Source organism: Bradyrhizobium sp. ISRA464 (assembly GCF_029910095.1).
GTDB lineage: Bacteria > Pseudomonadota > Alphaproteobacteria > Rhizobiales > Xanthobacteraceae > Bradyrhizobium.
Map to the genome: position 1 here is coordinate 8200698 of NZ_CP094526.1, position 14668 is coordinate 8215365.

General features: G+C 65.5%; 15 protein-coding genes. 8 read left to right on the forward strand and 7 right to left on the reverse strand.

Annotation, left to right across the window (positions count from 1 at the left end; all coding sequences use genetic code 11):
- The first annotated feature begins 173 nt into the window (after window positions 1–173).
- From argB to dapE, 5 genes are all read left to right on the forward strand, one after another.
- Window positions 174–1067: an acetylglutamate kinase gene (gene argB, locus MTX19_RS38030; protein ID WP_280975223.1), complete on the forward strand. Its 894-nt coding sequence runs from the start codon at window positions 174–176 to the stop codon at window positions 1065–1067.
- A 152-nt stretch (window positions 1068–1219) separates the two neighbouring features.
- Window positions 1220–2206 (forward strand): DUF1036 domain-containing protein, encoded by a 987-nt coding sequence (locus MTX19_RS38035; protein WP_348638304.1) that lies wholly within the window; start codon window positions 1220–1222, stop codon window positions 2204–2206.
- A 142-nt stretch (window positions 2207–2348) separates the two neighbouring features.
- Window positions 2349–3035 carry a pyrimidine 5'-nucleotidase gene (locus tag MTX19_RS38040; protein ID WP_280981745.1) on the forward strand — a complete coding sequence of 229 codons (687 nt, stop codon included), beginning with the start codon at window positions 2349–2351 and terminating at the stop codon, window positions 3033–3035.
- 186 nt (window positions 3036–3221) lie between these two features.
- Window positions 3222–4067, forward strand: a complete 846-nt coding sequence (gene dapD / locus MTX19_RS38045; protein ID WP_280981746.1) for a 2,3,4,5-tetrahydropyridine-2,6-dicarboxylate N-succinyltransferase — start codon at window positions 3222–3224, stop codon at window positions 4065–4067.
- 103 nt (window positions 4068–4170) lie between these two features.
- Window positions 4171–5337 carry a succinyl-diaminopimelate desuccinylase gene (gene dapE / locus MTX19_RS38050; RefSeq protein ID WP_280981747.1) on the forward strand — a complete coding sequence of 389 codons (1167 nt, stop codon included), beginning with the start codon at window positions 4171–4173 and terminating at the stop codon, window positions 5335–5337.
- Between the two features lie 63 nt (window positions 5338–5400).
- Here dapE and truA read toward each other — a convergent pair whose 3' ends face one another.
- From truA to def, 3 genes are all read right to left on the reverse strand, one after another.
- Complete coding sequence (gene truA / locus MTX19_RS38055) at window positions 5401–6138, reverse strand: tRNA pseudouridine(38-40) synthase TruA (RefSeq protein WP_280984631.1); 738 nt, start codon at window positions 6136–6138, stop codon at window positions 5401–5403.
- 132 nt (window positions 6139–6270) lie between these two features.
- Window positions 6271–7206, reverse strand: coding sequence for a methionyl-tRNA formyltransferase (gene fmt / locus MTX19_RS38060; protein WP_280984632.1), 936 nt, complete (start codon window positions 7204–7206; stop codon window positions 6271–6273).
- 136 nt (window positions 7207–7342) lie between these two features.
- A complete protein-coding gene (def, locus tag MTX19_RS38065; protein ID WP_280981748.1) occupies window positions 7343–7870 on the reverse strand; it encodes a peptide deformylase in 528 nt (175 codons plus the stop codon).
- A 170-nt stretch (window positions 7871–8040) separates the two neighbouring features.
- On the opposite strand from def, the gene rmuC reads away from it, so the two are divergent.
- The 3 genes from rmuC to MTX19_RS38080 all read left to right on the forward strand — a co-directional run bounded on the left by rmuC (window position 8041) and on the right by MTX19_RS38080 (window position 11115).
- Entirely contained in the window at window positions 8041–9249 is a 1209-nt protein-coding gene (gene rmuC, locus MTX19_RS38070; RefSeq protein WP_280981749.1) for a DNA recombination protein RmuC, read from the forward strand.
- A gap of 78 nt (window positions 9250–9327) precedes the next feature.
- On the forward strand, window positions 9328–9624 hold the full coding sequence (locus MTX19_RS38075) for a GIY-YIG nuclease family protein (protein WP_280981750.1): 297 nt from the start codon (window positions 9328–9330) through the stop codon (window positions 9622–9624).
- Window positions 9625–9744: 120 nt separating this feature from the next.
- Window positions 9745–11115 carry an MFS transporter gene (locus MTX19_RS38080; protein WP_280981751.1) on the forward strand — a complete coding sequence of 457 codons (1371 nt, stop codon included), beginning with the start codon at window positions 9745–9747 and terminating at the stop codon, window positions 11113–11115.
- 138 nt (window positions 11116–11253) lie between these two features.
- Here MTX19_RS38080 and MTX19_RS38085 read toward each other — a convergent pair whose 3' ends face one another.
- The 4 genes from MTX19_RS38085 to MTX19_RS38100 all read right to left on the reverse strand — a co-directional run bounded on the left by MTX19_RS38085 (window position 11254) and on the right by MTX19_RS38100 (window position 14621).
- Window positions 11254–11682, reverse strand: coding sequence for a hypothetical protein (locus tag MTX19_RS38085; RefSeq protein ID WP_280981752.1), 429 nt, complete (start codon window positions 11680–11682; stop codon window positions 11254–11256).
- A 147-nt stretch (window positions 11683–11829) separates the two neighbouring features.
- On the reverse strand, window positions 11830–12435 hold the full coding sequence (gene recR / locus MTX19_RS38090; RefSeq protein WP_280981753.1) for a recombination mediator RecR: 606 nt from the start codon (window positions 12433–12435) through the stop codon (window positions 11830–11832).
- On the reverse strand, window positions 12436–12756 hold the full coding sequence (locus MTX19_RS38095; RefSeq protein ID WP_280975211.1) for a YbaB/EbfC family nucleoid-associated protein: 321 nt from the start codon (window positions 12754–12756) through the stop codon (window positions 12436–12438).
- Between the two features lie 20 nt (window positions 12757–12776).
- Window positions 12777–14621 carry a DNA polymerase III subunit gamma/tau gene (locus MTX19_RS38100; RefSeq protein ID WP_280975210.1) on the reverse strand — a complete coding sequence of 615 codons (1845 nt, stop codon included), beginning with the start codon at window positions 14619–14621 and terminating at the stop codon, window positions 12777–12779.
- Window positions 14622–14668: the final 47 nt, after the last annotated feature.

Here is a 14668-nt window from a genome sequence, read left to right on the forward strand (position 1 = left end):
CGCGCGAATGCGCGCCCGATGACAGGCTCCACCAAATCCGGCCTGCCGCTCGAGGCGAAAAGACCCGGATTGCGCTTCGCTCCATCCGGGCTACGAATAGCTCCCGCTTTGCGCACTGCCCGGCAATCAGATAGAACCGCGCCCGACCCTCCGCTGACGACGAGACCAGCTCCATGACCGACCAGCACATCAGCCCGCTCGATCAGGCCCGCATCCTGTCCGAGGCGCTGCCGCACATGCAGCAATATGACGAAGAGACCATCGTCATCAAATATGGCGGCCATGCCATGGGCGCCGAGGACACTGCAAAGGCCTTCGCGCGCGACATCGTGCTGCTCGAACAGACGGCGGTCAATCCGGTGGTCGTGCATGGCGGCGGTCCGCAGATCGCGACTATGCTGCAGCGCCTCGGCATCCAGTCGGAATTCGCGGCCGGCCTGCGCATCACCGACGCCGCGACCATCGAGATCGTCGAGATGGTGCTGGCCGGCTCGGTCAACAAGCAGATCGTCGGCTACATCAACGAGGCCGGCGGCAAGGCCGTGGGCCTCTCCGGCAAGGACGGCAACATGGTGAAGGCGTCGAAGACGACCCGCACCATGATCGATCCGGGCTCCAATATCGAGAAGGCGATCGATCTCGGTTTCGTCGGCGATCCCGAGAAGGTCGACCTCACGCTGCTCAACCAGCTGATCGGCTATGAGCTGATCCCGGTGCTTGCGCCGCTGGCGACCTCGAAGGACGGCCAGACGCTGAACATCAACGCCGACACCTTTGCCGGTGCGATCGCGGGCGCGCTGAAGGCCAAGCGCCTTCTGCTCCTGACTGACGTGCCCGGCGTGCTCGACAAATCCAAGAAGCTGATCCCCGACCTGTCGATCAAGGACGCTCGCAAGCTGATCGCCGACGGCACCATTTCCGGCGGCATGATCCCGAAGGTCGAGACGTGCATCTACGCGCTCGAACAGGGCGTGCAGGGCGTCGTGATCATCGACGGCAAGATGCAGCATGCGGTGCTGCTCGAACTCTTCACCAACCAGGGGACCGGCACGCTGATCCACAAGTGATGGCAGGCGCGGCCAAGCGATCGAGGGCCATCACGGCCGGGTTTGTCCCGGCCATCCCCGCCCTGCGCAGTGAGCGCGAGAGGCTTCCCTATGCCCGGATCGTAGCGGCGCTGACGCGGTCGCAGCGGCGATCCCCGCTCGTGCGGCTCATGATGTCGCTCCCGGCCGCGATCGTTTCGCTGCTGTTCTCGTCGGCGCCGGCGCATGCCGACCTGAAACTGTGCAACCGCATGAGCTATGTGATCGAGGCCGCAATCGGCATCGACGACAAGGCCGCGACCGCGACCCGGGGCTGGTTCCGCATCGATCCCGCGACCTGCCGCGTCGTGGTGCAGGGTGCGCTCACCGCCGACCGCGTGTTGCTCAATGCCCGCGCGCTCGGCGTCTACGGCGCCTCGCCGGTCCCGCAGAACGGCACCGATACGCTCTGCGTCGCGCAGGACAATTTCGTGATCGCGGCCGCGCGCCAGTGCCGTTCGGGCCAGACGCCCGCGCAGTTCACCCAGATCAGGCCGACGCAGACCGATGACGGCAACCTCGTCGCCTACCTCGCCGAGGACAGCGAATATGACGACCAGCAGGCGCGGCTCGCCGGCATCCAGCGCCTGCTGGTGATCGCGGGCTACGACGCTGCGCCGATCGACGGCGTCGACGGCCCGAAGACACAGGCCGCGCTGTCCGCATTCCTCAGGAGTCGCGGGCTCGCAAGCGACGTGGTGCAGTCGCCGAACTTCTTTGCCACCATGATCGACGCCGTGCAGAAGCCGTCGCCATCGGGGCTGACCTGGTGCAACGACACGCCGCACAAGGTGATGGCCGCAGTTGCGACCGATGACGGCAAGGCGGTGACCAGCCGCGGCTGGTATCGCATCGATCCCGGCAAGTGCCTGCATCCCGACGTGTCCGGCACGCCGAAACAGATCTACTCCTTCGCCGAGGCCGTCGACACCGACAACCGCACTATCCGCATCAAGGACAAGCCGCTGAACTGGGGCGGCACGAAGGAGCTCTGCACCCGTGACAGCAAGTTCGAGGTCAACGACCAGGGCGACTGCGCCAACCGCGGCCTCACTGCGATCGGCTTCGCGCCGGTCGACATGACCAGCGGCGGCAAGACGCTGCGCTTTGCGATGCCGTGATGCGGTCCAAATGTTACCCCACCCCAACTGGTCATCACCCGCGAAGGCGGGTGATCCAGCACGCCGTGACATCAGCGTTTCTCTCGCAGGCCGCGGCGTACTGGATGCCCGCATACGCGGGCATGACGGCCGAGAGAATGCCATGAAAACTCCCCGCACCTTCTCGCACATCGACACCTGGGTGTTCGATCTCGACAACACGCTGTACCCGCACCACGTCAACCTGTGGCAGCAGGTCGATGCGCGGATCGGCGAGTTCGTCGGCAACTGGCTGGGCGTGACGCCGGAGGAGGCGCGGCGGATTCAGAAGGACTACTACCTGCGCTACGGCACCACCATGCGTGGCATGATGACCGAGCACGGCGTGCGCGCCGACGATTTTCTCGCCTATGTGCACAAGATCGACCACTCACCGCTCGAACCGAACCCGGCGATGGGGGCGGCGATCGCGAGGCTGCCCGGGCGCAAGCTGATCCTGACCAACGGCTCCACCGATCACGTCGATGCGGTGCTCGACCGGCTCGGTATCGGTCACCATTTCGAGGGCGTATTCGACATCATCGCCGCGGATCTCGAGCCGAAGCCCGCGCCGCAGACCTACCAGAAGTTCCTGAAACTTCATGACGTCGATCCCACCAAGGCCGCGATGTTCGAGGACCTCGCGCGCAACCTCGTGGTGCCGCACGAGCTCGGCATGACCACCGTGCTGGTGGTGCCCGACGGCAGCCGGGAGGTGGTGCGCGAAACCTGGGAGCTGGAGGGCCGCGACGCCGCCTATGTCGATCATGTCACCGACGATTTGACTGGCTTCTTGCAGCGGCTGAGCTGAACGCGCTGAAACCGTAACCCGGATGGAGCGAAGCGTAATCCGGGACACCTTATCGCTTTCGCCCCCGGATTGCGCTGCGCACCATCTGGGCTACATGGCCGACTTTGCCTTGACTCCGCGGCCCCAAATTCCGAAAAAGCCCTGCAAATTCCCGTCATAATCCCCGTACGCCCAAGGATTGTCCCGATGTCGCTGTCCGCCCTCGAATCCACCGTCAACGCCGCGTTCGACGCCCGCGAAGGCATTTCGACCTCGACCAAGGGTGAGGTCCGCGACGCCGTGGATCACGCACTGGAGCTGCTCGACAAGGGCGAGGCCCGCGTCGCCGAGCGGGAGACCAACGGCAAGTGGAAGGTCAATCAGTGGCTGAAGAAGGCGGTGCTGCTCTCGTTCCGCCTCAACGACATGGGCCAGATCCCCGGCGGCCCGGGCAAGGCGTCGTGGTGGGACAAGGTGCCCTCGAAGTTCGAGGGCTGGGGCGAGAACCGTTTCCGCGACGCCGGCTTCCGCGCGGTGCCGGGCGCGATCGTCCGCCGCTCGGCCTTCATCGCGCGCAACGTCGTGCTGATGCCCTCCTTCGTCAATCTCGGCGCCTATGTCGATGAATCCACCATGATCGACACCTGGTCGACCGTCGGCTCCTGCGCCCAGATCGGCAAGCGCGTGCACATCTCCGGCGGCGTCGGCATCGGCGGCGTGCTCGAGCCGCTGCAGGCTGAGCCCGTGATCGTTGAGGACGATTGCTTCATCGGCGCTCGCTCGGAAGTCGCCGAGGGCGTGATCGTGCGCAAGGGCGCGGTGCTGGCGATGGGCGTCTTCCTCGGCGCCTCCACCAAGATCGTCGATCGCGAGACCGGCGAGGTCTTCCTCGGCGAGGTCCCGGAATATTCGGTCGTGGTGCCCGGCACGCTGCCGGCCAAGCCGCTCAAGAACGGCCAGCCCGGTCCGGCCACTGCCTGTGCGGTCATCGTCAAGCGCGTCGACGAGCGCACCCGCGCCAAGACCAGCATCAACGAGCTGCTGCGGGACTGAGACGCGCAGCCGGCCTTTCCATCACCGTCATGCCGAGGGGGCCGCGCAAGGGGCCCTCTCACAAGGCTGGCCCACCCGCGGTGTGACGTGTTAAGCGGGAGGCATGACCGATGCCGTCTCCATCACCCGCGATCTCGTTCGTTGCCCCTCCGTCACCCCGGCCGATGCCGGCGCGCTCGGCGTGCTCGAAAATCTGCTGAAGGCCGCAGGTTTCGAGGTCCATCGCGTGACCTTCTCCGAGCCCGGCACCGCCGACATCGACAATCTCTATGCCCGCATCGGCAGCGCGGCGCCGCATATCACCTTCGCCGGCCACACCGACGTGGTGCCGCCGGGAGATGAATCCGCGTGGACGGTCGGCGCGTTCTCCGGCGAGGTGAAGGACGGCTATCTCTACGGCCGCGGCGCGGTCGACATGAAGGGCGGCATCGCCTGCAGCGTCGCTGCGGTGCTGCAATATCTAAAGGACCATGGCGGCAAGCCGCAAGAAAACGGCAACGGCTCGATCTCGTTCCTGATCACCGGCGACGAGGAAGACGTCTCGATCAACGGCACGGTCAAGCTTCTGAAATGGTGCGCCGAACGCGGCGAGACGTTCGACCACTGCGTGCTCGGCGAGCCGTCGAATGTCGAGGTGCTCGGCGACATGATCAAGATCGGCCGCCGCGGCTCGCAATCCGGCACGCTTGTTGTCGATGGCGTGCAGGGCCATGTCGCCTACCCGCACCGCGCCTCGAACCCGGTGCCGGACATTTCGCGGCTGATCGTGGCGCTGAGCGACGAGCCGCTCGACCACGGCAGCGCGCAATTCCAGGCGAGCAACCTCGAATTCACCTCCGTCGACGTCGGCAACAGCGCGAGCAACGTGATCCCCGGCCAGGCCCGCGCAAAGTTCAACATCCGCTACAACGACAATCACACCCAGGAGAGCCTGCGCCGGCTGGTCGACGAACGCCTGGCAAAGGCCTGCGGCAATCGCATCCGCGCCCGCATCGAATGGATGCCGTCGAACTCCAACGTGTTCGTCACCCAGCCCGGCTCGTTCACCGATCTCGCCGTCGCCGCGATCGAGGAGATCACCGGCCGCAAGCCGGAGCTCTCCACTTCGGGCGGCACTTCGGACGCGCGCTTCATCTCGAGCTACTGCCCGGTGATCGAATTCGGCCTGGTCGGCCAGACCATGCACCAGATCGACGAGCGCACGCCGGTGGCCGACCTGGAGAAGCTGACGCGGATATATCGGGGCGTGTTGGACAGATATTTTGCGTAATCCAGCCGCTCGGCTGGACAAAAACATCGAAAACAACCCCATGCACAGTAGGGGTTGGGGCCACTAGTAATCAACCCGCACCAGATACAGTCCCTGCGGCGGCGCGACCGGGCCGCAGGCGGCACGATCCCTGGCGGCGAGCGCTGTGGAAAGATCATCCGCGCTCCAGCGGCCCTCGCCGACCCAGACCAGCGATCCCACCATCGAGCGCACCTGGCTGTGCAGGAACGAGCGCGCCGAGGTCACGATGTTCACGGCATCGCCGTCGCGCGTGACGTCGAGCTGATCGAGCGTCTTCTCCGGCGATCTGGCCTGACACTCGGTGTCGCGGAAGGTGGTGAAATCGTGCTTGCCGAGCAGCCGCTGCGCGGCCGTGTGCATGGCCACAGCGTCGAGCGCACGCGGCACACGCCAGACGCGCCCGATGTCGAGCGCGAGGTTCGCGCGGGTGTTGACGATGCGATAGAGATAATGCCGCTTCGTTGCCGAGAAGCGCGCCTCGAAATCGTCAGGCACGATGTCGGCCGCAAGGATCGCAATCGGATGCGGGCGCAGATGCGCGTTCAGCCCGTCGCGCAAACGACCCGGCGGAAAGCTCTTGGCGATGTCGCAATGCGCGACCTGGCCGCGCGCATGCACGCCGGCATCGGTGCGGCCGGCGCCATGGACGCGGACGTCTTCGCCGCAGATCGCCTTGACCGCCGTTTCCAGCGCGCCCTGCACGGTCGGCGCGGTCTCCTGGATCTGCCAGCCGGAGAACGGCGTGCCGTCATATTCGATGGTGAGCTTGTAGCGGGGCATTTGTTCCGATGTCATCGTCCGCCTTGTGCGCAATTGCGCACTGGGGCGGACGATCCAGTACTCCGTGATGTCCCAGTTCGACTTCGAGGCCGCGGCGTACTGGATACCCCGCCTGCGCGGGGTATGACAGTGCTAGGCGAGCCGCGCAGGCGGTTTCAGCGGCGTGCCGCGCAGGAAATCCGCGGCCTTCATCGGCGCCTTGCCGGCGCGCTGCAGCTCGAGAATTCGGATCGCGCCGCCGCCACTGGCGATCGCAAGGTTGTCGTCGAGCACGTCACCGGGCGCGCCTGAGCCCCTGGCCAGCTCGCAGCGCAGGATTTTCAAGCGCACCGGCTCGCCGTCGCCTGCGAGCTCGCACCAGGCACCGGGGAACGGCGAAAGCCCGTGAATGTGCCGCAGCACCGCGTGCGCCGGCTTGCTCCAGTCGATCTTCGCCTCGGCCTTCTCGATCTTGGCGGCGTAGGTGACGCCATCCTCGCTCTGCTTCGTCAGCCGCAAACCGCCGCGCTCCAGTCCGCCCATCGCGCGCACCATCAGGTCGGCGCCGAGCGGCGCCAACGCATCGTGGAGGTCGGATGCCGTCATGCTGTCCGAGATTGCGAGCCGCTCGACCATCGCGACATCGCCGGTGTCGAGCCCGACATCCATTTTCATCACCATCACGCCGCTCTCGGCATCGCCCGCCATGATGGCGCGGTTGATCGGGGCGGCGCCGCGCCAGCGCGGCAGCAGCGAGGCATGCAGGTTGAAGCAACCCAGTTTCGGCGCGTCGAGAATTGCCTGCGGCAGGATCATGCCATAGGCCACCACGACGGCGGCATCCGCATCATGCGCGCGGAATTCCCCGAGCGCGTCCGGCGTCTTCAACGTCTTTGGCGTCAGAACGGGAATGCCGAGCCGCCGCGCCTCGCGCTCGACCGGCGTCGGCTGCAATTGCAGGCCGCGGCGTCCGCCCGGCTTCGGCGCGCGAGTATAGACGGCCACGACCTCATGGCCGTGCGCGACCAGCTCCAGCAGCGTCGGCACCGCGAAATCGGGCGTGCCCATGAAGATCAGGCGGAGAGGCATGCAGCAGGGCTCGGGGTTGGGGTTCTCCGTCATGCCCGGGCTTGGCTCGGGCATCCACGTTTTCGGCGAATAGCGAAACAAGACGTGGATGGCCGGGTCAAGCCCGGCCATGACGTGTCCAAGACAGCGATATGATCTACTCCGCCACGCGCTTGGCGGCCTTGGCAAACTTCTTCAGCACGCGGTCGCGCTTGAGCTTCGACAGGTAGTCGACGAACAGCACGCCGTTGAGGTGGTCGATCTCGTGCTGGATGCAGGTGGCGTAGAGGCCTTCGGCGTCCTCCTCGTGCACCTTGCCATCGAGATCCAGGAAGCGGACGCGCACGCGCGCGGGACGCTCGACCTCCTCGTAATATTCAGGGATCGACAAGCAGCCCTCTTCGTAGACCGAGAGCTCCTCCGAGCGTGCGATGATCTCCGGATTGATGAAGACGCGCGGCTTCGGCGTCGTCTCGCCGTTCTCGTCGCGCTTGGCGAGGTCCATGGTGATCAGCCGGAGCGGCTGTGCGACCTGGATCGCCGCCAGTCCGATGCCGGGTGCGTCATACATGGTCTCGAACATGTCGTCGGCGAGCTTGCGGATCTCCGGCGTCACCTTCTCGACAGGTTTCGACACCAGCCGCAACTGCTTGTCCGGCAGAATGATGATTTCTCTGATAGCCATGCGCGCGATTTAAGCCGCTGACCTGCGGGGGTCAATGCGCTCCGGAACCGGTTAAGGCAGCCTTAACCACCTTTCTTCAACTCGCGTTAACCAAGAAAATCAACGAAGAATTAACCATAAATGTTCCCTCTTCGTTCGCGTCAGGCAGCGAATCGGCTACAACGGCCGGCATGAACGAGATCCTCCTGACCATCGGTGACCTGCACGTCCGCGTCTCCGACGCGCTGATCGCCCTTGGCGTGCTGGCATTGCTCCTGTTGCTGAGCATTGCCCTGGTGATCGCGCGGGCCAGCCGGCGCGGCGCGGAACTCGCGATGGCGCAGACCATCCGCGCCGACGAGCTGGAGGAACGGCTGGCCGACATGCTGCGCACCCAGAGCGAGGCCTCCGGGCGGGTCGACGCCATGGCCCAGGCGCTGGCCGGCCGCCAGGCCGAGATGGCGCGCGCCGTCAACGAGCGGCTGGATTCGGTCACCCACCGGGTCGGCCAGTCGATGGAACAATCGACGCGCAACACGATGGACAGCCTGCGCGTGCTGCACGAGCGGCTCGGCATCATCGACCATGCCCACAAGAACCTCAACGAGCTCACCACCCAGGTGACGACGCTGCGCGACGTGCTCGCCAACAAGCAGTCGCGCGGCGCCTTCGGCCAGGCGCGGATGGAGGCGATCGTCCAGGACGGCATGGCGAAGGGTTCCTACGAGTTCCAGTACACGCTGACCACGGGCAAGCGGCCGGATTGCGTGGTGTTCCTGCCCGACCAGCGGCCGCTCTGCATCGACGCGAAGTTCCCGCTGGAGGCGATGACCGCGCTGCACGACGCCCGCAGCGACGAGGAGCGCAAATTCGCCAGCCAGCGGCTGCGCAGCGACGTGCTGAAGCACGTCAGCGACATCGCGGAAAAATACCTGATCCCCGGCGAGACCCAGGACACCGCGCTGATGTTCGTGCCGTCGGAATCGGTCTATGCCGAGATCCATGACGGCTTCGACGATGTGATCCAGAAGGCCTATCGCGCCCGTGTCGTGCTGGTGTCGCCCTCGCTATTGATGCTGGCGATCCAGGTGATGCAGCAGATCCTGAAGGACGCGCGGATCCGCGACGCCGCCGACCAGATCCGCAACGAGGTGATGCATCTCGGCGACGATCTGGCGCGCCTGCGCGAGCGCGTCGTGAAGCTGCAAAATCACTTCGGCCAGGTGAACGAGGACGTCAGGCAGATCCTGATCTCCGCCGACAAGATCGAGAAGCGGGCCGGCCGCATCGAGGAACTGGATTTCAGCAAGTCGGAGACCCCGATCGAGGTCCCCCGCTTCGTCAAGGGCGCGACGCCCGAGCTGTTCCCCGCCCCGCGCAAGCTGCAGGCGGGGGAGTAGTATTAGGCGCTGATTTCGCCACATAATCGCTGTCATCGCCCGGCTTGACCGGGCGACCCAGTATCCCAGAGGCGGCAGATGGGATTACGCAGCTTCTATGTCTACATCCTCGCCAGCCGCATCGGCGGCACGCTCTACATCGGTGTGACAAATGATCTCGTTCGGCGAGTTGGGGAGCACAGACTGAAGCTCATCAAGAGCTATACTGAGAAATATGATGTGGTGAAGCTTGTTTACTTCGAGTTCGATGATCCAGAGAACGCGATTCGGCGCGAGAAACGATTGAAGAAATGGAATCGAGCCTGGAAGGTCCGTTTGATCGAAGAGCGCAATCCAAACTGGGAAGACTTGTATCCGGGAATTGCAGGTGTCTAATTGTGCGTCATGCCCCGCGAAGGCGGGGCATCCAGTACGCCGGGACGAAGGTGGCTGGACGAATCGTCACGGAGTACTGGATCGTCCGCCTTCGCGGACGATGACCTCACGATGGGATAGATGACCGCACCCGAAGCGACCGCCCCCTCGCCGGAAAAAGCTGCATCCGCCCCCGTCTCCTGGCGCGACAGTCTTGCCGTGTACTTGCAGCCGCGCGTGCTGATCGTGATGCTGCTCGGCTTCTCCTCGGGCCTGCCGCTGGCGCTGTCGGGCTCGACGTTGCAGGTATGGATGAAGGAGGCCGGCGTCGATCTCGGCACCATCGGGCTGCTCGCGCTGATCGGCACGCCCTACACGCTGAAGTTCCTCTGGGCGCCCCTGGTCGATGCGCTGCATATCCCGCTGTTCACGCAGCTCTTCGGGCGCCGCCGTGGTTGGCTGGTGTTCTCGCAGCTGCTGCTGATCGCCGCGATCCTCGTGCTGGCGATGGCCGATCCGGCGCGATCGCCGTGGTTTGCGGCCTTTGCCGCACTCCTCGTCGCGACCGCCTCGTCGACACAGGACATCGTGGTCGACGCGTTCCGCGTCGAGAGCCTGCCTGAACCCGAGCAAGCCGCCGGCATGGCATCCTATGTCGCGGCCTACCGGGTCGGCATGCTGGTCTCGACAGCCGGCGCGCTGTTCATCGTCAGCGGCTTTGAATCCGCCGGACTCGCACGCCCGTCGGCCTGGATGTGGGGCTATGTGGTGATGGCCGCGCTGATCCTGATCGGCACCATCACCGCGCTGGCCGCGACCGAGCCCACGCAATCCAAGAACGCCGAAGCGGCGACGCATGCGCAGAATGCTGTCGAACGTGTGCTCCACGCGGCGCTTGGCGCATTCTCCGAATTTCTCAACCGCAAGGACGCCTTAGCGGCGCTGGCCTTCGTGGTGCTGTTCAAATTCACCGACGCGTTTTCTGGCACCATGACGGCGCCGTTCGTGATCGATATCGGCTTCTCCAAGGTTGACTATGCGGCGATCGTGAAGGGCGTCGGGCTTGCCGCAACACTGATCGGCGGCTTTGCCGGCGGCTTCGTCGCGCGGCGCTATTCGCTCGCGACCAGCCTATGGATCGGCGGCGTGCTGCAGGCCATCGCCAATCTCGCCTTCTCCTGGCTCGCACACGTCGGCGTCAATCAGTGGGCGCTAGCGCTCGCGATCACGGCCGAGAACTTCACCAGCGCCATCGGCACCGTGATCTTCGTCGCCTATCTGTCGGCGCTGTGCCGCAATCCACTACACACCGCAACCCAGTATGCCCTGCTGACCGCGCTGGCCGCGGTCGGCCGCACCTATCTGTCGTCGGGCGCCGGTTACGTGGCAAAGGCCGTGGGCTGGCCGGTGTTCTTCGTGATCTGCGTGCTGGTCGCTATCCCGAGCCTGCTCCTGCTCGCCTGGCTGCAGCGACGCGGTCATTTTGAGGAGCTGGGACCGGTGAGGGTTTAGCGCCTGACTTGTCATCACCCGCGAAGTCAACCGTAGCCCGGACGGAGCGGAGCGCAATCCGGGGAAGTCTCTCAGCTTGCAAAGCTGTCCCGGATTTCGCTGCGCTCCATCCGGGCTACGGGCGACTACCGGCAACGGCTACTTCGTCACCACGCTCCATTTCGTGACGATGGCTTCGCTCATCTGGCCAGCGTCCTGGGCGCAGGCGATCTCATCGACCTTCACCGAGATTTCCTTGCCGGTGAGACTCCTGAGCTGCGCGGCCTGGGCCTCGCTGGTCGTGACCAATTGGAACGTCTCCGGTCCGGTCTCGAGGTTGCAGAGACCGTTCGGCGGCGGCAGACGGCGCGGCTCGCTGGTGATCTGGTAGGTCGCGACGCGCTTGCCGCCCCTCTTGGCGTCGCGCACGCGCATGGCGTTGAGTTCCCCCGACAGCACGTCACCGGCCCTGATCAGCTTGCCGGGCTTCTGCGGCGCGTCGTTCCGCTGCGCCCCGGCGCAGGGCCCGAGCAACAACGCAGCCAGAAGCGCAAAGCCCAAGCGTACGCCGAATCGGTGTGTCGTCATTTCCAATGGTTCCGTATCTGATTCGTCAGAGCGTGAATGACCGTCCCCGAATCGTCATCCAACCCTATCATGTTGTTTCAGCGCGATCTTTTCCAACTGCGCTGATCGCATGGTGATGCCGCGGCACCCCGCTGGTTGGATCGCGATCTAGAACAGCGTCCGCTGCCGCATGGCTGCGGATAGCGTACCTTCATCGAGGTAATCAAGCTCGCCGCCGACCGGCACACCATGCGCCAGCCGCGTCACCCGAACATTGGCTTCCGTCAGAAGGTCGGTGATGTAATGCGCGGTGGTCTGACCATCGACGGTTGCGTTGAGCGCCAGGATGATCTCGCTGACCTCAGGCGCGTGTGCGCGGGCCACCAGCTGATCGATGGTGAGGTCCTGCGGGCCGACGCCGTCGAGCGGCGACAGCGTCGCGCCCAGCACGTGATAGCGACCGTTGGTCGCATTCGCCCGTTCCAGCGCCCAGAGATCGGCGACATCGGCGACCACAACGATGATCGAGGGATCACGGCGCGGATCGATGCACACCGTGCAGGGGTTTTGTGTATCGATGTTTCCGCAGGTCTTGCAGACCTGGATCTTGTCGATCGCAACCTGCAGGGCCGCGGTGAGCGGCGTCATCAGCGCTTCGCGCTTCTTGATCAGATGCAGCGCGGCGCGCCGCGCCGAGCGCGGGCCAAGCCCGGGCAACCGCGCCAGCAACTGGATCAGGCGCTCAATCTCGGGGCCGGCGACGCTTGCAGCCATTTAGGTGAGACCAAGTCCCGGCGGCAGGCCGAGCCCGCCGGTCAGCGCCGCCATCTTCTCCTGCATCGCGGCCTCCGCCTTGCGGCGGGCATCGCCATGCGCGGTGACGAGCAGGTCCTCGAGCACCTCGCGCTCCTCCGGCTTCATCAGCGAGGGATCGATCTTGACGCCCTTCACTTCCATCTTCGCGGTCATGCGCACCGCGACCAGACCGCCGCCGGAAATGCCCTCGACCTCGACATTGCCGAGCTCTTCCTGCATCGCCTGCATCTTGGATTGCAGCTGCGCTGCCTGTTTCATCATGCCAAGGAAATCAGCCATGCGTGCACCCTGTCATCAGATCAATCGTCGTCGCTGTCGGAAGTTTCAATCGGATCCTCTGTCATATCCGACGCCGGCGGCTCGGCGGCGAGGCGACGCACCTCGACCACCCGCGTGCCGGGGAAGCGCGCCAGCACCTCCTGCACGCGCGGATCGGCCTCGGCGGCGCGCTGGTGCTCGCTCCGCGCCAGCTCGTTCTGCGAGCGCACGGTGGGCTGGCCCGCCTCGTTGGAGATGATCACGGTCCAGCGCCGCCCGGTCCACAGTTCGAGCTTGCGCGAGAGATCGGTGACGAGGCCGCGCGAGGCCTTCGGCTCGAGCGCGATCTCGAGCTGTCCGTCCTCGATGCGGACCAGCCGCACGTCGGCTTCCAGCGCGCTCTTGGTCATGAGGTCGCGCTTCTCGCCGGCGAGCGCAATCAGTTGCGGAAAGCTCGCAATCCGCAGCACCGGCGCGGCGTCAGTAGCCGGCGCGGCCATCTGCGGACGCGCAGCCAAATCGGCGCGCGGCGCGGCCTGCGGCGCACGGACCGGAGCGGACGGCATCGCGGACATCGCCGGTGTCGACGCGCCGCGGGACGGCGCCGAGGCGCCCGACGTCGCAGGCGCGGCGCCACCGCCATTCTGCTCGATCATCCGGATCGCTTCATCCGGGGTCGGCAGGTCGGCGACATAGGCGATCCGCACCAGCACCATCTCGGCGGCGGCCGCCGGACGCGTCGCGGTTTGTACTTCGGTGATGCCCTTGAGCAGCATCTGCCACATCCGTGACAGCACCCGCATCGACAGTTTTGCGGCGAATTCACGCGCGCGCACGCGCTCCGTCTCGCCGAACGCGACGTTGTCGGCGGTCGCCGGCACGACCTTCACGCGGGTGACGAAATTGACGAACTCGGCAAGGTCGGACAGCACCACGACCGGATCGGCCCCGACATCGTACTGCGCGCGGAACTCGGCGAAGGCACCGGCGATATCGCCGCGCGCCAGCGAATCAAAGAGATCGATGACACGGGTGCGGTCGGCCAGCCCCAGCATCTGCCTGACCGCATCGGCCTTCACCTGGCCCGCGGCATGCGCGATCGCCTGGTCGAACAGCGAGAGCGAATCGCGTACCGAGCCTTCCGCGGCGCGGGCGATGATGCCGAGCGCCTCGGGCTCGACCTCGACGCCTTCCTTGGTCGCAATGTTTCCAAGGTGCTTCATCAGCACATCGGCTTCCACGCGGCGCAAGTCGAAGCGCTGGCAGCGCGACAGCACCGTGATCGGAACCTTGCGGATTTCGGTGGTGGCGAACACGAACTTGGCGTGCTCCGGCGGTTCCTCCAGCGTCTTCAGGAAGGCGTTGAAGGCCGCGGTCGACAGCATGTGGACTTCGTCGATGATGTAGACCTTGTAGCGCGCGCTTGCCGGCGCATAGCGCACGCTGTCGTTGATCTGGCGCACATCGTCGACGCCGGTATGGGACGCGGCGTCCATCTCCAGCACGTCCATGTGCCGGCTTTCCATGATCGCCTGGCAGTGGATGCCGAGATCGGGCATGTGGATGGTCGGCCCCTTCACCGAGCCGTCCGGCTTCTCGTAGTTCAACGCACGGGCAAGGATGCGGGCGGTGGTGGTCTTGCCGACCCCGCGCACGCCGGTCAGGATCCAGGCCTGCGGAATCCGCCCGGTCTCGAATGCATTCGAGACGGTACGCACCATCGCCTCCTGGCCGATCAGATCCTCGAAGCTGGAGGGACGGTATTTGCGGGCGAGAACGCGGTAGGGCTTGGCGGCATCGGGCGCGCCGCCGAGGTCAAAGCCGCCGTCGAGGCTCCGTTGGCCTGCGCCGTCGGGCTGATGGGAGGGGGCGCCAGCGTCGTTCATGCGTCGATCCGCAACTTGGATTTCTCTTGCAGCCGGCGTGCGGATGG